The following is a 20013-nucleotide window of genomic DNA, read 5'->3' as shown; positions in this document are numbered from 1 at the left end:
GTAGGTGCGCAAACATCAAAGGCTAGGAGGTAGCTCCTCCAATAAGAAGCCGAATATACGTACGCATCTTAACTTTTACTGATTTTTCACTTTGTAAATACGTGGATTCCATATACGTTTTGGGGCAGATATGAGCTAGCCAAGAGAGCTAGCTCGTTGTTGGACAAAACTTTGTTAGATAGCTAGCTCTATTCAGGCTTGTTGATATTAGGAAAAATATTAGTAACTTGTTCACAAAGTACCTTTAGGGTTCAAAAAGACCGCCACTGTGGGCGGTCATTTAACATTACTAACTTGCACTAACAAAGTACCGTTAAGATGAATCACGAAACTTTTAATATTTAATAAAAGTAGTTAAGGGCAAACTTAGTAATAAAGCATTTTAATAACAATTATTATAACCAGAATCTAGACATATTTTGGACTTTTCTTGAGCTTCACTAATATCGCTAGATGTCATTACTTTATTTAGAAATTCAAAAGCATTTTTAGTGATTTTATATCCATTATTACTGGCTAAATAAAGCCACATATACGCTTTTTTATAGTCTTTAGTCACGCCCCTGCCTTCAAGGTACATTGCTCCAAGCGCGGCTTGGGCTTTCGCAACCCCTTGCTCTGCGGCTTTTTGGAACCAATACACAGCTTTTTGATCATCTTTTGGTACGCCCTTACCCATAAAGTACATCGCTCCAAGGTTACTTTGAGCTTCTGAAACCCTTTGCTCTGCAGCTTTTCTAAACCAATGCACAGCTTGTTGATCATCTTGTGGCACACCTTTGCCTTCTAAGTACATAACTCCAAGAACGAGTTGGGCTTTCGCAGATCCTTGCTCTGCAGCTTTTTGGTATAAATACACCGCTTGTTTGTCATCTTTGGGTACACCCTTACCCTTAAAGTACATTGCTCCAAGGTTATTTTGAGCTTCTGAAACCCCTTGTTCAGCTGCTTTTCTAAACCAATACACCGCTTGTTTGTCATCTTGGGGTACGCCCTTGCCTTTAAAGTACATCAACCCAAGCTCATGTTGAGCTTCCGAAAATCCTTGCTCTGCCCCCTTTTGGTACCAATGCACCGCTTGTTTATCATTTTGTGGCACACCTTTACCGTATTGGTACATCATTCCAAGCGCGGCTTGGGCTTTCGCAACACCTTGCTCTGCGGCTTTTTGGAACCAATACACCGCTTGTTTATCATCTTGGGGGACGCCCTTGCCTTTAAAGTACATCAACCCAAGCTCATGCTGAGCTAACGAAAATCCTTGCTCAGCCCCCTTTTGGTACCAATGCACCGCTTGTTTATCATTTTGTGGCACACCTTTACCGTATTGGTACATCGCTCCAAGCGCGCCTTGGGCTTCCGCATCCCCTTGGTCTGCAGACTTTTGAAGCCAATGCACCGCTTGTTTATCATCTTGTGGTACACCCTTACCCTTAAAGTACATCACACCAAGAAGAGTTTGAGCTTCTGAAACCCCTTGTTCTGCGGATTTTTTAAACCAATGCATCGCTTGTATATCATCTTGTGGTACTTCCTTACCCTCAAAGTACAATATTCCAAGGAGAGTTTGGGCTTCTGCATCTCCCTGCATTGCGGATTCTTTAAGATCTTTTATAGTATCGTTAAATTCAACAGTATTATCTTGACTAGCTGTTCTAATACTATTTTGAGAACATCCAACCATGGCAATGCAGATCACAAAAAACATTAATATTCGCATAGCACCCCTAATGTGCTTAATAAGTATTAGCCTGACTAATACTTATATTTTTGTAATTTCAAATAACCAGATAAAATAAACTAAGGAGATAATATCAACTCTTAAATATCCACATCTAACATATTCAACATTTCAAGCAATAATATACTCATCAAATACACTTAATATACTCGATATTATCTATATATATTATGACGTAGGTGGCTTTTTTTTACATCTAACGCTTTGTGAGATGATGTGAAAAGTAATAAATATATTTAATTATTCTTTTTAAATACGGATTTCAATCAATAAAGTCACTATTTTTTATCATAGACGTTCATATAAACAGCCAATAAAACTAATCTAAAATCACGTTTATAGTATATGAATGATTAATTTTTCTAACGCACAATGGAGCAAAATCGTGTTAGGTGTTCTGCTCTATTTGGGCTAGTAGGTATTAGGAAAAGTAAGGATATGTTCGACTTTTCAACATTAACCATCAAGATATTTCCAATATTTACTTATATAAGGTGGCTTGGGCTTGTCCAACACTTCGGATAGGTGTCGGCTACGCGACACATATCCTTATCTACTATGTGCGATTTTCATGCACAAAACCTTATATTGGTTGTTGAATAAACACAAAATGTACGGCAAGATAATGCTGTGTAAATAGACAGGGAAGTTAATGAAGACGACAGCTTATGTTCTCGACACAAGAACAAATACTTATCTAGTCGATAACAATAACCATCTAAGTGTAAATATACGCGAAGCTCTAGATATTCGTGATAACCCTATGCGATATAGGAATTCAGTGTACAAACACAGAAAATATATGACACGGAACCCGATCCCAAACAACAGAGTCGAATTGATACCTCGAAATGGGAAAAGCCCACACTTTGCATTTGCCAAAAGCGATTGCACCATAGGGGATCGTTCTTATGATGAAACCTACTCTCATGAAGTTGCTGTAGATATTCTTTCATCAATGAAAGAAATGACCATTATTACCAGGGGTCAGACTTTCAAATTTAAGTTTACGCATGTATATCGAGAACCAAGGTTGGAGCTACCTAATGGTAAAGTCTTTTATCCTGATATTTTATGTGTATTCGACAAAGATCAATATCCCGATGAGTACGAAAGATGGGGTGGTAAATTAGTAATCGAAGTTACCAACACACATAAGTGTGAAGATGACAAAAAGTTAGAATTTGAGCTTTGCAATATACCAATATTTGAGTTCTCGATTACTGATTCTAGGAAATATCCTCCAGAGCGCGATAATAACCGTGTTGACTCTATAATTGAGCGTAACAAGCACAAAGAGAGACTTGAGGGCTGGTTACAAGAAAGCGTGTGTACAGATCTGATCATTGATCCAATCAGTACGCAGAAGCACGAAGCTATACATCAGACTCTCAAATCTAAAACGAAAGATTTAGTAAAGGTAAATGATCAACATAAATTATTAATTCAAGATCTAGAGTCAAAAATTAAGCCAAGTGAACAACAGATAGTAAGGTTAAAAAAAGCCAGTCAAGTATCAAGTGAAGAACATAAACGATTACACCACAAAATTTCAACTTTAGAGCTCACAATAGCGCAACAAGAATCGACTCTCGCAAACTACAAAAGTAGTTTTGAAAAATTCCAAAGTTCATCACATCGAAGACTGTTTAAACTTAAAGTTTGGGTTTGGGTTCTTATTTTCTTTCTGTTGGCATCAAACTATGAATATTTGCTGATTTTAATACATTTAGTTCAGCATATGACTAGCACATAACAGTATATTAATAAGCATTCTTACTTTCGCGCAAAAATATACTCATAAAATATCTTTATCATACTCGATATAATCGTTACATATTATGAACTTACTAGCATTTTTTACATTTATAGATTTAAAAGAGGCTGTAAAAAGTAAGAAATGTATTTAATCAGTCTTATTAAATACAAACTGAAATATTAAATTAACTAATTATCAATTAGTTATAGCTTCACCTCTGTTTTAACAAGAAATGTTTCTTATTAAAAACAGAGCTCATACGATAAAATCACCACGGGCCATTATAACTGTTGGTATACACAATAAATAACCAATCAAAAATCACGTTAACGTAATATAAACGAGTAAAAAAACTAAGTAGAAATGGGGCATTTCTGAGCTAGAACTGCCCTCCATGAAGTGCATTTAAGATACAAAAGACCGCCACTGTGGACGGTCATTTAATAATAAAGCTATGTTTACGCACTCAGTGTCGTTAAAGGCAAACTAAAGCCTAGTTATAAAGTATTCTTTAATCACAATTTTTTTACATTACACTTAGGTTTCTTTGAGCGCTCGCATCTCCTCGCTCAGCGGCTTTTTTATACCAATACTCCGCTTGATTATCATTTTGAGGCACACCTTTACCAAATTGGTACATCCATCCAAGATTGGATTGAGCTCCAGCATGCCCTTGATCAGCGGCTTTTTTATACCAATGCACCGCTTGTTTATCATCTTGTGGCACACCTCTACCGATTCTGTACATCATTCCAAGATTGTTTTGAGCGCTGGCATATTCTTGCCCAGCGGCTTTTTTGTACCAATGCACCGCTTGTTTATCATCTTGTGGCACACCCCTACCACCTTCGTACATCACTCCAAGATTGGTTTGAGCTCCGGCTTGCCCTTGCTCAGCGGCTTTTTTATACCAATGCACTGCTTGTTTATCATCTTGTGGCACACCTATACCCTCTTGATACATCACTCCAAGATTAGTTTGAGCTCTCGCATCTCCTCGCTCAGCGGCTTTTTTATACCAATACTCCGCTTGATTATCATTTTGAGGCACACCGTCACCAAATTGGTACATACCTCCAAGATTGTTTTGAGCTCCGGCATGCCCTTGCTCAGCGGCTTTTTTATACCAATGCACAGCTTGTTTATCATCTTGAGACACACCTTTACCATATTGGTACATAACTCCAAGACGAGCTTGAGCTTCCGCATTCCCTTGTTCAGCAGCTTTTTGGTACCAATGCACCGCTCGTTTGTCATCTTGTGAAACAACTTCACCGTATTGGTACATCGTTCCAAGAACGGCTTGGGCTTTCACAAACCCTTGTTCAGCTGCTTTTTGAAGCCAATACGCCGCTTGTTTATAATCTTGAGGTACGCCTTTACCCTGAAAGTACATCAATCCAAGATTAGTTTGAGCTTCTGAAATTCCTTGCTTAGCGGCTTCTTTATACCAATACACCGCTTGTTTATTATCCTGTGGAACGCCCTTACCTTTAAAGTACATTGTTCCAAGATTAGTTTGAGCGGTCGCATCTCCTCGCTCAGCGGCTTTTTTATACCAATACTCCGCTTGATTATCATTTTGAGGCACACCGTCACCAAATTGGTACATAACTCCAAGATTGTTTTGAGCTCCGGCATGCCCTTGCTCAGCGGCTTTTTTATACCAATGCACAGCTTGTTTATCATCTTGAGACACACCTTTACCATATTGGTACATAGCTCCAAGACGAGCTTGAGCTTCCGCATTCCCTTGTTCAGCTGCTTTTTGGTACCAATACACCGCTTGTTCGTCATCTTGAGAAACAACTTCACCGTATTGGTACTTCGTTCCAAGAACGGCTTGAGCTTTCGCAAACCCTTGTTCAGCTGCTTTTTTATACCAATGCTCAGCTTGTTTATCATCTTGAGACACACCTTTACCATATTGGTACATAACTCCAAGACGGGCTTGAGCTTCCGCATTCCCTTGTTCAGCAGCTTTTTGGTACCAATACACCGCTTGTTTATAATCTTGAGGTACGTCTTTACCCTCAAAGAACAATATTCCAAAGAGAGTTTGGGCTTCTGCATCTCCCTGCATTGCGAATTCTTTAAGATCTTTTATAGTATCGTTAAATTCAACAGTATTATCTTGACTAGCTGTTCTAATACTATTTTGTGAACATCCAGCCATAGTAATGCAGATCACAAAAAACATTAATATTCGCATAGTACCCCCATTGTGCTTAATAAGTATTAGCCTGACTAATACTTATATTTTTGTCATTTCAACTAACCAGATAAAATAAATTAAGAAGATAAGATCAACTCTTAAATATCTACATCTAACATACTCAACATTTCAATCAATAATATACTCATCAAATACACTTAATATACTCGATATTATCTATATATATTATGACGTCGATAGCATTTTTTTACACCCAACACTTTGTGAGATGATATGAAAAGTAATAAATATATTTAATCAGTCTTTTTAAATACGGATTTCAATCAATAAAGTCACTATTTTTCATCATAGACGTTCATATAAACAGCAAATAAAACTAATCCAAAATCACGTTAATAAGATATGAATGAGTAAAAGGTCTAACGCATAAAGGGGCATTTTTGTGTTACGAAGTGCCAAATTTGAATGTGCCAAATTTGAAAATTCAGGACAAGGAATGAATAGAAGTAAGCACTGAGTACCATGTAGTTAAGATGTGCGTTATTAATTGTTAATGTGGCAACTAAGTAAACCTATTCGTCCTCCACAAACTATATTCTACCCGTCATCCAGCAATTTCAATCAGGCGTAATTAAATCTTCCTAGGTATCATTTCTACGATTTCTGAGTTGGAGTATCAAAAACAATGAACTTGATGAAACGTCATGAACAACAGATCAAGAAAGTGTGCAATTTTATAGATAGCAACCTAGACGGCGAATTCTCACTTGAGCAACTAAGTACTGTAGCTGCCAGTTCAAAGTACCACTTTCACCGTATCTTTAAGGCATTCATGGGGATCAGTGCTATGCAATATGTGCAATTAGCATTACAGACGATCTTAATAACTTAGACAATATGCCATAGCAGCCTTCTGTGGATATCGTTCTAGTCACGGAAGCCGAACCTCATCCAATATTGGAAAAAGAGCACATGGAACAATTGGTTAAGCTAATGCCTTAAACGGATTCGTTAGCCAATGACAAAGGTAAATTCACCAGTTAAACGCCCGTCGATTCGCATAGTTTCAAACTGTAGATGATCACGGGCTTTTCCACCCCACCATTCATTACCAGTATTACCTTTTAAGTACAATTGGGTGGTAAGTAGCTCTTGATTACCACGCCACAACTTAACATGGATATGTGGCGGACGAGAAGCGTAAGGTACAGGATATAATGTCTGGAATAAGTAGCGTCCATCCGATTGAGTTTCAACCGCGCCAAACCCTGCAAAGTGATCATCAAACATATCGTTATTTGGCTGGTTTGGGTGAAAATAGATACCTTGCCCATCACACTGCCAGATTTCTAGTTTGATGCCTGAAACAGGTTTTCCCGTTGTATCCACTACTTTCCCTTGCAATATAATGGGCTCTCCAATTAATCCTTCAGTCTGAAGTAATAAATTTGATCGAAGAGGAATACGATCGACCGGATAAAATGGTCCTTCTGCTTGTTCAGGTGTTAACTGTATCGGCGTTTTGGCTTTTAAACGCGTCGTAAAAATCAGACTCCAAAGCGCTAAAAAGTGTCGTCGTTCCATGGTTTCACCAATCGCTAGTTTTAGTTAAGTTTGGTTAAAATTGAACGATTTGCCAAGACTAGTGCTGTGGATAATATAGTTTTATCAGCATCAGAAACATTTGGATATAAAACCTTGTTAAGATGTGAAGCAAGCAATACCGAAGTCTCAGCAAACTAACTTAAACACTAAAACCAGCACACAGTAAAATGCCCGTATGGTGAGTAACTCTAAACAATTTGTTATTTTTTCACTGGGTACACAGTTTTAAAATGCTCTAAGACAAGCACCATATCTTCTGATGGACTGATATTGAGTTCTTCGCACTCTTTTGAGAAGAAATTCCAATGAGCTTTTTTCCACCAGCCTAGTGTTTTGTCACCTTCACCTTCTAACGCAGCAAACTCAGCCGTAATTTCATTGTATTTGCACTTTGATACGGAAGTTATTTCTATAATACAAAAGGGTTCACCAGACCAATTAGTTACAACCTGCAGATGTCCCACTTCAGGCATAAGTTCACCTTGCTCGCTATACCAAATCTCTAAACTGCATGAGGCTCGTTTTTCACCACGTAATATAAGATCAGCGCATAGGTTTGCATTGTATTCATCGGCACAAAAATAATCGGAACTAAATGAGGTGTACTTTGATGCATTCTCACAGGGTAGAGAACTAAGATATTGTTCTAGGTATAATTTACTTCTTTCATCCATGATCTTTTCTCAAATTTCGCCTTGAACGCTTATTATTAGCGTGGTTCAGCTAGGCTCTCGATGCCCAACTCTTGTTGTTTACGCTTACTTAAACTACTGGCTACGATGCGGTAAGACTCAGATAAATAATACTTTAAATCGTCGTCTAATTTACCCGAGGTCTCAATTTGCTGTATCCACTTCATTCCACGATTGGCAAAATATGGCGCAGGTTTATAACCATCACAATTACTCAAAAACTCGAAATTTAAGTTAGACGTTTTAAACGTGAATGCAGCTTGGGAACCATCGCTCCAACCACCTATGGCAAAGACTTTACCACCGACTTTCCATACATCGGAATTTCCCCATTGAACGACGTGACTTGTTCCAACAAAAGAGCCGCAAAAATGATTAAATTCTTCGTAATTCATACTGACTTCCCTATTAGATCATATAGCCGCATTAAGTATTTCCAGTATTTACTTAACTGTTATATGACTTTTCGCGCGATGATATGGATTGCCTTACTTTTATGACCTGACATAGTCGCGTTATCGACCAACGTAAAACTCTCAATATTAAAACTTGTTAGTAACGCTTCAAACTCTGCTTTGGAACTATGCCACATCGATACGCCTGTACCTGAAACAAAATGTAAGCTTTGGTCTGAACAAAACTCAGCTAGATAAATAATACCCTGAGGTTTGAGCACTCGGTGTAGTTCGCTAAGTATATTGTTACGACAGCTTTGTTCTGGAATGCAAGTTAGTACGGCACACAAAACTATCGCATCAAATTCGCCATCAGGGAAAGGCAAAACCTCAGTTAATAAATATCTTAAATCAAGCTCTGGACATTCGCTCAAACCTCGGCTTACCATTTCTTTCGATGAATCGACGCCAACGACTTCACGATAACCAAGCTCTGATATCTGTTTTGTGATTCGTCCATAACCACACCCAAAGTCCAAAATTTTTGATTCAAGAGGTACAGATGCGACAAAATCATCAGTTGATATTTTTAAATTAAAGTTGACTCGATCTGCCACAGAATCCCATTCATTCATGATTTCTTCCCTCTGTCATATATCACATTGCTAACATGAAAACTTAGTGTGCCAGACTTTGCAGCGTAGCGTTCCCCCCTCTTGCACGCTTTGTTAGGGCTTGAAACTCTCAGCAACAAACTTACTGCCCATTGACCCCATTAATACACCTGAACCTTTGTTGATGTAGGACTTAAAGCGTAAATAACTTACTTGAGCCTTTGGGCTTGATAGCAAAATAGAAACTAGGAAGTACCAAGAAAAATTTAAGACAAACACGCCCACCACCAATATAGATGTTGTATAAACAGGAACTTTCATGGGTAGCATGGCTGCAAACACACTGCTAAATACAATTGCAGTCTTTGGATTACTTAACTGTGTCGTTAATCCAAGAACTACCGCCTTAAAATGAGCAGGTTTGTTCGTTAGCTCTGCGCCATCGGAAACAACGTTGCTTTTGCTCGCGCGCCACATTTTTATCCCCAGATAACATAGATATAGACCACCAAGAACTTTGAAAGCTACGTAAAACTCTGGCACAGCATCAAAAAGTGCAATGAGCCCCATTGAAGCAATAAATGCAAATGTACTTGCTACCAAACCTAGACCTATTGAAATACACATGGCTTCAGCTCTAGATTTTGACATAGCTGTTTGCGCAACTAAGATAAATGAAGGACCTGGTGTCATTGCACCAAAGAGTAACAGCGTAGCGATTGGCAGTAGAAATAAGTATTGCTCCAACATTTATAATCATCCTTGTACTAACTTAGTGATTGGCCCTAACAGGGCATAAATAAGCATTCTTACTTCAATGCAAAAATACACCAATATAATACCTTTATCATAATCGATACAATCTATATATTATGAAGCTGATGACGTTTTTGACCTTTTAAATGATTGTTTAGCATAGGGAAAGTAAGAAATATTGCTTAGTAAAAATGGGATTAAAGCGATAAAATCACTAGATTTTATTATAATTGGTTGTGCATAAAGATGGAAAAAAAGGCTAAGTAATAACTTAACCTTTTATTCACCCTGCTTTTTGACTGGTTATATAGGTAGTAAATATGTTTTCATTATCTTGTTACCAGAGTATTCATCTGTAATTAAGACTTTATTAGAAATGATTGTCACCCCTTGCGGGTTATTAACATCATCAATGTCATAAACATTCATAGGTTTGTTTGATTCTTTATCTAAAACTATCAGTTGCTTACCTGAGTTGTTTAATAAAATAATTGCGTTATCTGTAACTTCCATACCGGTTATTATAGGAACCTCTTTCGTTTTCATTGATATGATCTGCTCAGCGTTTAACATCATATCTTTACGGCTAAATCTTGATAACACAATAAAATCATTGACTTTATTAGGCAAAGACAAGGTTAGATATTCATTATCTAATAAAGATAATGCACTGCTACCTATATAACTTTTACTAGCTCGAACTGTCTTTAAGTTCCCTCTACCCACTTCTTTCATGCGATATGAATCATCAACGGATAGTTTTACATAACTTTTATAAACAGAAGTTACAATAATCTCTCCATTTTTATCAAAAAAAACGCCAGAGATATTATTTACATCTTTATCAAATTTTGGGTCCACTTTATATTGGCTTAATATATTTGATGCCGTCTTATCAAGTAAATAAATCCAGTTTTTATTTGTCGCAATAGCAATTACACTTCTTTTCTCATCATAACTTATCGCTGTTACTCGACCGGTAACATTAGCTGGAAGATCAGTATTATCTATCTTCAGCAATTCGTTCGCATGTTCAAGTTTAGTGTTTTCATTAGCCGTCAATGTAGTAAATTCAGGTTGTTCAATGTAATTATTAGCTCTAAATGAAAAATGACTCCACGTAGGCCAATGTTTTGTTGTCCAAACCGTTTTACTTAAGTCATAACTAAAGTTTTTCGGGCTTGCTTGACCAATATATGGCGGTGGACCAACTTGAGTGAATGCCTGAATTACATTTAAAAACATAACAATAATAAAACTATACCCTGAGACTTTATGGAACGTCCCCCAGCGAACCCGCGTTGTATTTTTTAATGAGTCTTCATTAGAAAACCCGATTAATAAAGACATAATTAGTAAGTTAGCTATAAATAAGAACACACCCCATGTATAAGCATGAGCACCGAGTATTAAACCGCCAAACCCCTGCCCAATATCTTGTCCAAGATGTACAGAGCTATGCAATATACTTAACCATAACCCGTAAATACATATAATATAATAGGTACTAATATATTTTAATCTCAAACCATATCGAGACATATATAAAGCACAAAGAGAAAGAAGTATAATTGCAATTCTTTCCTGCCAACATAATATACAAGGATTATCACCCAGAATATAACCAAGTATCACAGTTGCAATACCAATAGGGATCAGGGTTAATCCAAAAGATAAAGCCGATAAAAACAGAGATATCTGAGAACTATTTAAACGTTTCAATTAGTAGTTCCCCATCGGCAATACCATATTCCAACAAACGACAAGAGATAATAAAACACTTAAAATGACAGAAAAAAACAAAGAAACATCACTCAAGTTTTTTCTTTTTGGATAAAAGACAACTAATAATGAAGATATTAAAATTATAAATAATAATAAAAATTCCAATTTCGCACCTTACTTATTTAATTAATAGATATCATCTATACCTGATGATTTAGACACTATTTCTACCGGCTAAATTTATGACCGATGTCTTTGTTTATTCGTAAACCAATGTGATATTAAGTAGTCTTTTTTAAACACATGGCTTTTGGTGTGCAATATGAGCGACAATCGCAATATTACGAATACTTTGAGCATCTAACATTTTTTATCCTCATATTGATGTGACGAATTGATCATACAGACTGTCAAACAATATCAATAACAACATTCAGACGATAAACATCACTAATAGGACAATTGAAGAACGACTAACGAAAAATATTCCATAGAACGCCCAAATTATTGATGCATCGTTTCAATTCACATTTCTGAATTGCAAGCTTTTGATGAAAATTTTAGCTTGATGAAAACATCTACCAGCATCTATGGTGTTTACCTAAAGTCGCCAATAACTATATTCAGGTTTGTACTTTTACTGTCGATGGGAACTATGGCGGTGTATGTGTGCGTTCAGATGATTCATTGGTCATTAAAAAAGACAGCGATATCGAGCCTTTGATTGTATTGGAGGAAAGTGCGTTCTTAAAATAGTCGCCTGCTTCTATATAGAATAAAAAAACGCACAGCTTACTTTACGTAAAACTGTGCGTTTTTATTTATATAAGTATTAAACGATTAAAACTTATATTCAGCAGAAATTTTGTATGAACGACCTGGCTCATAAACTTGCGTCCACGGTGTACGGTAGTTTTCATCAAACGCATTGGCAACAGTGAAATCAACCGTTAAGCCTTCCATGTTTGAGGTTGGCTCCCATGAAGCATAGAAATCAACAAGTTCATAAGACTTATAAGGACCTTCGCTATCACCTTTTGGACGGCGATCTTGAGTGCTGGCAAAAATAGCTCGAGTACCTACCTTGGTGTCAATTTCCCAAATACCGTAGTCAACTTGCGCCACCCATTTATCGGCAGGGATATGACTTAACCACTCACCTGTTTTTTCATCTTTACCACGTGTTTGGCCATACGATAGCAATGTATTTAATCTGTCATAACGGTATTGGGCAACAACTTCAAAACCTTTTAACTTAGCATTGTCGATGTTATCTGAAGTACTTGTACCACCACAACCAACACCAGAGCCACGGTTTGCCATCATACACGCTATCATTTCGCTACGGCTTGGTACTGTTACATCGAGATTGATAAAGTCTTTAACTTTATTTTGGAAAACGCTAGCTGTGATCAGTAATTCATCATCACCAATAAGGTTATCAAAATTAAATGTACCTTTTAACTCGATATTATGTGCCTGCTCTGGCTTCAAATTCGGGTTAGGTACAAATACATTGGTAATAGGCCCCATTGCAAAGTGAGTACCGTCCATAAATAATTCAGACGTACTTGCCGCTCTGAATGCTTCGTCATATCTTAATGACCATGCCATCCAATCTGTCGCCTGCCAGTTAGCACCTACAGATGGAGACCAAGCATCTTGCTTATTATTTTCGAACCCTTCTGCTTTTGATTCAAACGTGTCGTAACGTAAGCCAGCATCTAGTTCAAGTGACTCTAATAAGGCGTAATTAACATGAGCAAAGCCACCTAAGGTTGTTGCTTTAGCACCATCAGGAGGTGTTGGACGACCTGAGGTTGTTACTGGACGTTTAGTATCTAACTTATCTTCATAGCCATCAGCACCAATAAAGACTTGAAAACGATCTAAATCAGATTTATTGGTAACAGAAAAACCTGTTGTGGTGATAGAGCTGATATCTTTTTCAGTACTGCCATTACCCAACTCTTTAATATCTGTGTCGTTACGATAAACTCTAAATGCACTATCAATGAAGTTACTTTCAGGGTTATAAGCGTACTTTAATGTAATGTTTTGATCCGTGGACGTACGATCAATCAGTTTATCTTCTGTACTTAATGGCTCAGTCGAGCCGACAACTGGTGGGTGCCCGTCATAATCAGAAATGCGGTAATCTAAACCAATGCTTTGGCTATCGGTAAAGTGCCAATTAAATTTCGCTAACCCCGTCTTATTAATCGCTTCAGTACCATAGAGCTTATAGCCATTGCCTTGCTCCATCACACCACTGTCTTGGTAACTACCGGCTAGTAACCAATCAACATTATCTTGTTTGTTAGCAATCGCACCAACGGTGGTAACAACATTTCCGTTACTCTGATAGCCCGTCTTAACTTTGCCACCAAAGCCTGTATCTTCGACTAAATCATCTGCTGTGATTGTATTTTGAATAACCACACCACCAATTGCACCTGAGCCATATAAAGAACTCACAGGGCCTTTTACTACCTCAATGTCACTGATCAAAGTTGGATCTAAGAAAAAGGATGGTCGGTGATCAAATTGGGCATTTTGGCGGTTACCATCAATAACCTGTAGGACTTTATTCCCTTCTAAGCCACGAATATTAATAGATTGATTACTCGCAACATTACCACCAGCAACAGACACGTTTGGTATGAATTTTACCGCTTCAGCGACTGAATTAACCTGCATTTCATCAAGTTCTTCGCTGCTAACTTTTGCAACCGTCCTTGTTTTATCTTGGTTAGTTTCATCAACTCTCGAAGCCGAAACAACAATCTCATCAAATTGAGAAACATCGTTGCTGGCATAAACGGATGGAGAAAGGACCGCGACTAAAGAGCTGGCGATCAGAGTTAACTGCTTGTTCATATATCCCTACTTCACAATTTTTTATTTGTAACAAAATTCGCAAACATTATTACAAACAAAAACGATAATTACTATCATTTAGATTAAGAAATGATATTTATTTAATTATCATTACCATAAGGAATACTCATTGCGATATAGGCTTTGTATTATTGATTACCTAAAATAAGAAAAAGTGGTCACGGTATAATTAACGTGTATTTTTCACACAAAAAGATAGCAATTCGCTCATCTATTTATTTGTTATTTAATAAGTATTATTTTTCACTTTAATACGCTTGCTTAACAGCAATATGATTGTTAGTATGCGCGCTCGTTTTACGACGCTAAGTAAGGTCGCATTACTTAGTGAATCATTTATATCAAAGAGTATTGATTATGAAATTTAATGCAGTAGTACGTACTGACCTAGGTAAAGGTGCGAGCCGCCGCCTACGTCTTCAAGAGCAATTCCCAGGTATCATTTACGGTGGTGAAGCAGCACCAGTTGCTATCGCTCTTAAGCACAGCGATGTTATCAACCAAATGGACAAGCCTGAGTTCTACGAAGGTTTCGTACTAGTAATCGACGGTCAAGAAGTTAAAGTTAAACCTCAAGACATTCAACGTCACCCGTTCAAGCCTAAAGTTGAACACATGGACTTCAAACGCATCTAATTGCGAGTTCATAAACGTTTTATTAAGCACTCTTCGGAGTGCTTTTTTTATATCTAAATAACTGTATCGATATATTTACTAAAACAACGACTGTTGCGGATCATCCTCTTGCTCAATATTCTTATCTAACTCTTGCTGCAATTTAGCTCGGTGACGCCTTAGTACTTGCTGTTTGCGGCGACGACATATATCAAGTACTAGATGTTTTTCATCATCGGTCATTTTAAGCCAATACAAACGCTCTTCCCTACTACGGAAGCATCCTTTGCAATACCCCTTATTATTCACTTCACATATGCGCTTACAGGGACTTGGAATATCAAAAAAGTCTTTCTGTTCCATGCCTATTAAATTTCATCATCATACCTTTAATGAGAATAATAGATTTTTATAACTCGTGCTGTTATTAAGTGAAAAACACTAACAAAATTTTGCTAATTCGTTAATTCTGTATTGATTTTATGAAAAAATAGTCAGTTGTGTTAGTTGCTTTCATCACCTCAACTCTGATAAGGTTATTCGAGTTGTCATGGCTGATAACTAATTTTTACATTATATATCTAGTCATGTCCCCGAATAGATATATCAAAGGAGGGAACCATGGATTTTTTTGTACCATCGGCTAAAGACCTTGAACAAGCGGAATCTGTTTATTCCTCGATTGCTGCACATGTCTCAGCACCTATTCCGAGCGACAGTAAACGCGTAAGTAAGTTAGTTTGGTCACATGAAGGAACGGTATGTATTGGTGAAGTAGGTAAACTTCCGCCAGAAATATTCCGTGCACCTGAAGAAATTTTAGCTATTTTTGAATGTGGTGATGTGTACAAGATCTGTACTCAAAACCGTGGTGTGATCAATTTCGATCCTATTCTTGCCAATACTAAAGACGTATCTAAAGTTGAATTCTTTAAATAGTTTTTATTTATTAGCAACAAAAAAACGCGCTTATATAGCGCGTTTTTTTATATCATTTCCGAATATTAGTCATTTTCTTCAACGCGATCATCTGATTCTTCAGCTAAGTTTAAAAACTTCAATCCTAGGCTAAGTAATAAAATAGAAACGGGTAAAATAAGTATCTTCCAATCAAGATTATTGAAATTGACCAATACCGCCTCTAAGAACTTAACAAAAAGAATGATCACAATGACTTCTGCTAATACATTTTTTAAATGCCCAATATTAGGTGTTTTGATCCAACCTAAAACATTTGTTTTATCTGCGTCTGGCGATTTTTTATTTGATATAAATAGTGTGAATACACCGTGTGCAAAAATAAACAATACAAAAGCGATTAAAAAAATATCGAGTGACTTGATTAAATAATACGTCGCTATATCTGCAGTATCTAAATGCACTAGGCTGTTATGCGGTACTGCATTAAAAAACACCACAGTAAACGCGGTATACGTTTTCATTGAGCCAACAATAAACAGCAACAATGAGCCAAGAGTAGAGCAAATGATAGCTAACCAGCCTACATATCGAAAAGCATTAAATGTTTTTTTCATAATGGGATAATCTAAAAGTTTTTCACATTATAAAGAATAAACCATAAACTACTAGTAACAGTGAATATGAAAAAAGAATAAATAACCATTATGATAATCGTTAAAACAACCCTAACTGCGGCGCAGTAATCTCATCAAAGTATTTACCTATAAACGGCAAGATACCATCAGCAACTGGCTTTAATTGCTTATCAATATAATGGTTATAGTCGATAGGGCTTTGACGATACTCGCTTGGCTCAGCACCTGATACTGTAAATACATATTCAATCGTCCCTTTATTTTGATATTGACGAGGACGACCTAATTTTAGGTTCATTTCATCAGCTAAACGGGCTGCACGCACCTGCGGTGGTATATTTTTCTGATAATCCGCTAAATTTCGTCTTAATCGCTTACGGTAAATAAGCAAATCATCAAACTCCCCTGCTAACGTTCGCTGCGTATAATCACGAACATAATCATCAACATCCTGATCATGGAAAACCATTTGATACAGTGACTGCTGAAAATGTTGAGCGAGTGGTGTCCAGTCAGTTCGAACCGTCTCTAACCCTTTAAATACAATCTCTTCTTTATCCCCTCGCCACACTAATCCGGCATACCGTTTTTTACTGCCTGTTTCTTGTCCCCGAATAGTGGGCATTAAAAACTTGTGGTAATGGGTTTCATATTCAATTTCAAGAGCCGATGTTAAGCCATATTTATCACGTAGATGTTCTGTCCACCACTGATTGATATAAGAGACTAAGTCATGACCAATCGCATTTGCATCATCTTGTGAATGGGCTTTTTTAAGTGATACAAAAGTTGAGTCGGTATCACCATAAATCACTTCATAGCCTTTAGCTTCAATTAACTCTCGAGTCAATTTCATGATTTCATGGCCACGCATGGTAATCGATGAAGCTAAACGGTGATCAAAGAAACGACAGCCTGACGATCCTAATACACCATAAAATGAGTTCATGATGATTTTAATTGCTTGGGAAAACGCTTTTTCGCCATCACGTTTGGCTTGATCACGTGCAGCCCATAAATCTTCAATCATCTTCGGCAAGAAATGCTTGGTCCGATGAAAGCGTCCGCCACGAAACCCATTAATAGCTTGGTGTTCCGCTTTACCTTCTTCTTGGTTTAACCCTTCGACTAGCCCCATAGGATCAATCCGAAAAGATCGGATAATCGAAGGATATAGTGATTTAAAATCGAGGACTAATACAGAATCATATAATCCGGGTTTAGAGTCCATAACATAACCACCCGGGCTTGCGATCCAATTATCACTGACAAGGTTTGGTGCGATATAGCCTGCTCTGTGTAATTGCGGCATATAAAGATTGGTAAAGGCGGCAACTGAGCCCCCTACACGATCCAATTCCACGCCCGTTAAACGGCACCGTTCAATAGCAAAATCGAGTAAATGAGTATGCTCAAAAATGCGAGTCACCAACTCACAATCTTGTAAGTTATATTTAGCAAGAGAGAGCTTATCATGGCGAAACATATGATTAATTTCCGCCATCCGATCGTGTACGTTATGAATCGCTTTACCTTCACCCAATAATTCTTGTGAAACCGACTCTAGCGACCATGAACGGAAGTTATAAGTCGCGGTTTTAAGCGTATCAATACCATCCATGACGACTCGTCCGGGAACAGTAATAAACCCTTGATTAGGATTTTGCGAAGATGGTCGATAATGCGGCGTTTGTCGTCCACGACCAATACGTAAATTAACTTTATTCCACTCAGCACGATGCAATAATAAACGAAAATCAAAGTCGATCACGTTCCATCCGATGATCACATCAGGATCAAAAGCCATAAACCACGACTCTAACGATTGCAATAACGCCTTTTCATTTTCAACCCACTCGATCAACAAGTCACTAGACTCGCTATAACCGTCAGGTGCTTGCCCTACCATGATCACTCGGCTATCAGCATCGCTGTGTAAACCAATAGAATACAATACGCCTTTTTCAGAACACTCAATATCTAACGACACGACACTCAGCGTTGGTACATAATCAATAGGTTTTACTTTAGTTTTTGTGACTTCAATGTAGCCAGAACGCTGACGTTGATCACCGGTAAAAACCAAGCCGCCACGAACAAAACGTTCCATTAAATAGCGATCTGCTAAACGAATATCCGATTCAAAAACATCAATTAGCTCCGCAGAAAGTGCTTTTACCGCAGAGAAGCCATCGCGAATAGTGTGGCAATAACAGGCAGAAACAACATGATGCTGAAACGTTTTAAGTGGCAGATCTTTCCACTCTGTTGTGATATTCGCACTCGTTAATACCTGTTGGGCTTGCGCTTTTTGCTCTGTACGAACAAAGAAAACAGGCTTATCGCCTATAATAGACAAACGATATGGACCATTTTCTGTTTTAACCCAGAGAATGATTTCTGTTTGTCCATTAATGTCACGACTTTGGCGAGTTAAAACAAAACCCGTTGTTAACGACTGCAAATAAAACCTCTGCTGTTGATATGATCACCCGATCTTTTTTTCTATTTTTTCAAACTCCGCCACAATCCAATTCCCGACATGTTCAACTAAAAACAAAGCGGCACGTTTGGGTACTTGCGGACCATTGATAAGAATTTGAATACGTTCAATATCGACTGTTTTGTCAGGATAAAAATGAAGAAAGAAGTCAGCACATTGCTGCTCACTATAAGCTAAACTCGATGTGCGATGTGCCACCAGCATAAAACAGCTTCGTAGCATCTTCTTACCCACCTTTCGGCACAATGCGTTATATTCTGTCACACTTTTCGTTGCCATAATTTTACTACGACAATCCGCAAGTACCGTTTTTATATCACTATTAAACGCTTTTGCTATCTCCCAACTCGGTTCAAACAAACCAAATTGTGTTGCCAAACTATCGCCATAGAGGCATACGCTACAGTGCTTAAACCAAAAACCCCATTTAAAAATCGATGCCAGTGTCATCACTTCATCTCGCGTAACCACCGTCAGATCAACCTGAGTGATAACGTTATAACGATAGGCTATTTGTTGGCATAGTGAATCTAATACGCGGTTTTCTGATGCCGATAATGATCTATTAACAACCAGTGTTATATTAAGATCTGAACGTTCTGTTATCGCGCAACGAGCGGCAACACTGCCATTTAGGTATATGCTGTGTATTTGCTCTGAAAACTCAGCCTGTAATTGTTTTACCAAAGCTAATAACACTGGCATATAAGGTGCTTGAAATGGGGTTAATTCATCAAGAACAGGTAGTGTTTTCATTACAAATACAACTCATAGACAGCTTCAATCCGTAAAAAACAGCAATAACAAATCGTAATAAAAATGTAGATTTATATGCTTTATTCTCTCTATATACTACCAAATTCAACCTATCGAAAGTAAATACTCAAAATCGTTGTTTTTCTGCTTAAATTTTCATTCAAACCATTATAGGCATCGCTTCTTAGCGAGGTTTTAGTATAATCACCACTCTTACAC

The 20013-nt window shown here is 37.5% G+C and carries 16 protein-coding genes and 1 pseudogene; 4 read left to right on the top strand and 13 right to left on the bottom strand.

Annotated elements, in window-relative coordinates:
* Positions 1–382 precede the first annotated feature (382 nt).
* A complete protein-coding gene (locus tag C9J42_RS04735; protein WP_199189315.1) occupies positions 383–1720 on the bottom strand; it encodes an SEL1-like repeat protein in 1338 nt (445 codons plus the stop codon).
* A 673-nt stretch (positions 1721–2393) separates the two neighbouring features.
* Between C9J42_RS04735 and C9J42_RS04730 the strand changes: the two genes are divergently transcribed.
* A complete protein-coding gene (locus C9J42_RS04730; protein ID WP_107301709.1) occupies positions 2394–3497 on the top strand; it encodes a hypothetical protein in 1104 nt (367 codons plus the stop codon).
* 529 nt (positions 3498–4026) lie between these two features.
* Here C9J42_RS04730 and C9J42_RS04725 read toward each other — a convergent pair.
* Positions 4027–5712: an SEL1-like repeat protein gene (locus C9J42_RS04725; protein ID WP_107301708.1), complete on the bottom strand. Its 1686-nt coding sequence runs from the start codon at positions 5710–5712 to the stop codon at positions 4027–4029.
* Positions 5713–6361: 649 nt separating this feature from the next.
* Here C9J42_RS04725 and C9J42_RS04720 point away from each other — a divergent pair.
* Positions 6362–6544: pseudogene (locus tag C9J42_RS04720) on the top strand (AraC family transcriptional regulator); the annotation flags it as partial.
* A 143-nt stretch (positions 6545–6687) separates the two neighbouring features.
* Here the strand turns inward: C9J42_RS04720 and C9J42_RS04715 are convergent.
* The 7 genes from C9J42_RS04715 to C9J42_RS04680 all read right to left on the bottom strand — a co-directional run bounded on the left by C9J42_RS04715 (position 6688) and on the right by C9J42_RS04680 (position 14343).
* Positions 6688–7260 carry a protocatechuate 3,4-dioxygenase gene (locus C9J42_RS04715; RefSeq protein ID WP_107301707.1) on the bottom strand — a complete coding sequence of 191 codons (573 nt, stop codon included), beginning with the start codon at positions 7258–7260 and terminating at the stop codon, positions 6688–6690.
* A gap of 221 nt (positions 7261–7481) precedes the next feature.
* On the bottom strand, positions 7482–7955 hold the full coding sequence (locus C9J42_RS04710; protein WP_107301706.1) for an ASCH domain-containing protein: 474 nt from the start codon (positions 7953–7955) through the stop codon (positions 7482–7484).
* A gap of 35 nt (positions 7956–7990) precedes the next feature.
* A complete protein-coding gene (locus C9J42_RS04705; RefSeq protein WP_107301705.1) occupies positions 7991–8368 on the bottom strand; it encodes an MmcQ/YjbR family DNA-binding protein in 378 nt (125 codons plus the stop codon).
* Positions 8369–8427: 59 nt separating this feature from the next.
* Positions 8428–9003, bottom strand: coding sequence for a class I SAM-dependent methyltransferase (locus tag C9J42_RS04700; RefSeq protein WP_107301704.1), 576 nt, complete (start codon positions 9001–9003; stop codon positions 8428–8430).
* A 93-nt stretch (positions 9004–9096) separates the two neighbouring features.
* Complete coding sequence (locus tag C9J42_RS04695) at positions 9097–9732, bottom strand: LysE family translocator (protein ID WP_107301703.1); 636 nt, start codon at positions 9730–9732, stop codon at positions 9097–9099.
* Between the two features lie 309 nt (positions 9733–10041).
* Positions 10042–11460, bottom strand: coding sequence for a disulfide bond formation protein B (locus C9J42_RS04690; RefSeq protein WP_199189314.1), 1419 nt, complete (start codon positions 11458–11460; stop codon positions 10042–10044).
* 843 nt (positions 11461–12303) lie between these two features.
* The gene (locus C9J42_RS04680) at positions 12304–14343 is read right to left on the bottom strand and encodes a TonB-dependent hemoglobin/transferrin/lactoferrin family receptor (protein WP_107292963.1); all 2040 of its coding nucleotides are present in this window, start codon (positions 14341–14343) and stop codon (positions 12304–12306) included.
* Positions 14344–14721: 378 nt separating this feature from the next.
* Between C9J42_RS04680 and rplY the strand changes: the two genes are divergently transcribed.
* Positions 14722–15000 (top strand): 50S ribosomal protein L25, encoded by a 279-nt coding sequence (gene rplY, locus C9J42_RS04675; RefSeq protein WP_045150345.1) that lies wholly within the window; start codon positions 14722–14724, stop codon positions 14998–15000.
* Between the two features lie 78 nt (positions 15001–15078).
* Here rplY and C9J42_RS04670 read toward each other — a convergent pair whose 3' ends face one another.
* Positions 15079–15342: a DUF1289 domain-containing protein gene (locus tag C9J42_RS04670; RefSeq protein WP_080902005.1), complete on the bottom strand. Its 264-nt coding sequence runs from the start codon at positions 15340–15342 to the stop codon at positions 15079–15081.
* A 258-nt stretch (positions 15343–15600) separates the two neighbouring features.
* Between C9J42_RS04670 and C9J42_RS04665 the strand changes: the two genes are divergently transcribed.
* Positions 15601–15918, top strand: a complete 318-nt coding sequence (locus C9J42_RS04665) for a hypothetical protein (RefSeq protein ID WP_107206440.1) — start codon at positions 15601–15603, stop codon at positions 15916–15918.
* A gap of 65 nt (positions 15919–15983) precedes the next feature.
* On the opposite strand, the gene C9J42_RS04660 is transcribed toward C9J42_RS04665, so the two are convergent.
* The 3 genes from C9J42_RS04660 to C9J42_RS04650 form a co-directional block, all read right to left on the bottom strand.
* Entirely contained in the window at positions 15984–16514 is a 531-nt protein-coding gene (locus C9J42_RS04660) for a YqhA family protein (protein WP_107206439.1), read from the bottom strand.
* 100 nt (positions 16515–16614) lie between these two features.
* Positions 16615–18999 (bottom strand): DNA polymerase II, encoded by a 2385-nt coding sequence (locus C9J42_RS04655; protein WP_107301702.1) that lies wholly within the window; start codon positions 18997–18999, stop codon positions 16615–16617.
* Positions 19000–19023: 24 nt separating this feature from the next.
* Positions 19024–19794 carry a hypothetical protein gene (locus tag C9J42_RS04650; protein ID WP_107301701.1) on the bottom strand — a complete coding sequence of 257 codons (771 nt, stop codon included), beginning with the start codon at positions 19792–19794 and terminating at the stop codon, positions 19024–19026.
* Between the last annotated feature and the right edge of the window lie 219 nt (positions 19795–20013).

It is taken from the genome of Photobacterium sp. GB-56 (assembly GCF_003026105.1).
Classification (GTDB): Bacteria; Pseudomonadota; Gammaproteobacteria; order Enterobacterales; family Vibrionaceae; genus Photobacterium.
Note: the sequence above shows the minus strand (reverse complement) of the source record. Positions and strands in the feature narration are given on the sequence as shown.

Coding starts and splice junctions, on each gene's coding strand:
- rplY (WP_045150345.1), top strand. CDS start 14,722: ATGAAATTTAATGCAGTAGTACGTACTGACCTAGGTAAAGGTGCGAGC.
- C9J42_RS04670 (WP_080902005.1), bottom strand. CDS start 15,342: ATGGAACAGAAAGACTTTTTTGATATTCCAAGTCCCTGTAAGCGCATA.
- C9J42_RS04710 (WP_107301706.1), bottom strand. CDS start 7,955: ATGGATGAAAGAAGTAAATTATACCTAGAACAATATCTTAGTTCTCTA.
- C9J42_RS04680 (WP_107292963.1), bottom strand. CDS start 14,343: ATGAACAAGCAGTTAACTCTGATCGCCAGCTCTTTAGTCGCGGTCCTT.
- C9J42_RS04660 (WP_107206439.1), bottom strand. CDS start 16,514: ATGAAAAAAACATTTAATGCTTTTCGATATGTAGGCTGGTTAGCTATC.
- C9J42_RS04715 (WP_107301707.1), bottom strand. CDS start 7,260: ATGGAACGACGACACTTTTTAGCGCTTTGGAGTCTGATTTTTACGACG.
- C9J42_RS04665 (WP_107206440.1), top strand. CDS start 15,601: ATGGATTTTTTTGTACCATCGGCTAAAGACCTTGAACAAGCGGAATCT.
- C9J42_RS04695 (WP_107301703.1), bottom strand. CDS start 9,732: ATGTTGGAGCAATACTTATTTCTACTGCCAATCGCTACGCTGTTACTC.
- C9J42_RS04650 (WP_107301701.1), bottom strand. CDS start 19,794: ATGAAAACACTACCTGTTCTTGATGAATTAACCCCATTTCAAGCACCT.
- C9J42_RS04730 (WP_107301709.1), top strand. CDS start 2,394: ATGAAGACGACAGCTTATGTTCTCGACACAAGAACAAATACTTATCTA.
- C9J42_RS04705 (WP_107301705.1), bottom strand. CDS start 8,368: ATGAATTACGAAGAATTTAATCATTTTTGCGGCTCTTTTGTTGGAACA.
- C9J42_RS04735 (WP_199189315.1), bottom strand. CDS start 1,720: ATGCGAATATTAATGTTTTTTGTGATCTGCATTGCCATGGTTGGATGT.
- C9J42_RS04725 (WP_107301708.1), bottom strand. CDS start 5,712: ATGCGAATATTAATGTTTTTTGTGATCTGCATTACTATGGCTGGATGT.
- C9J42_RS04700 (WP_107301704.1), bottom strand. CDS start 9,003: ATGAATGAATGGGATTCTGTGGCAGATCGAGTCAACTTTAATTTAAAA.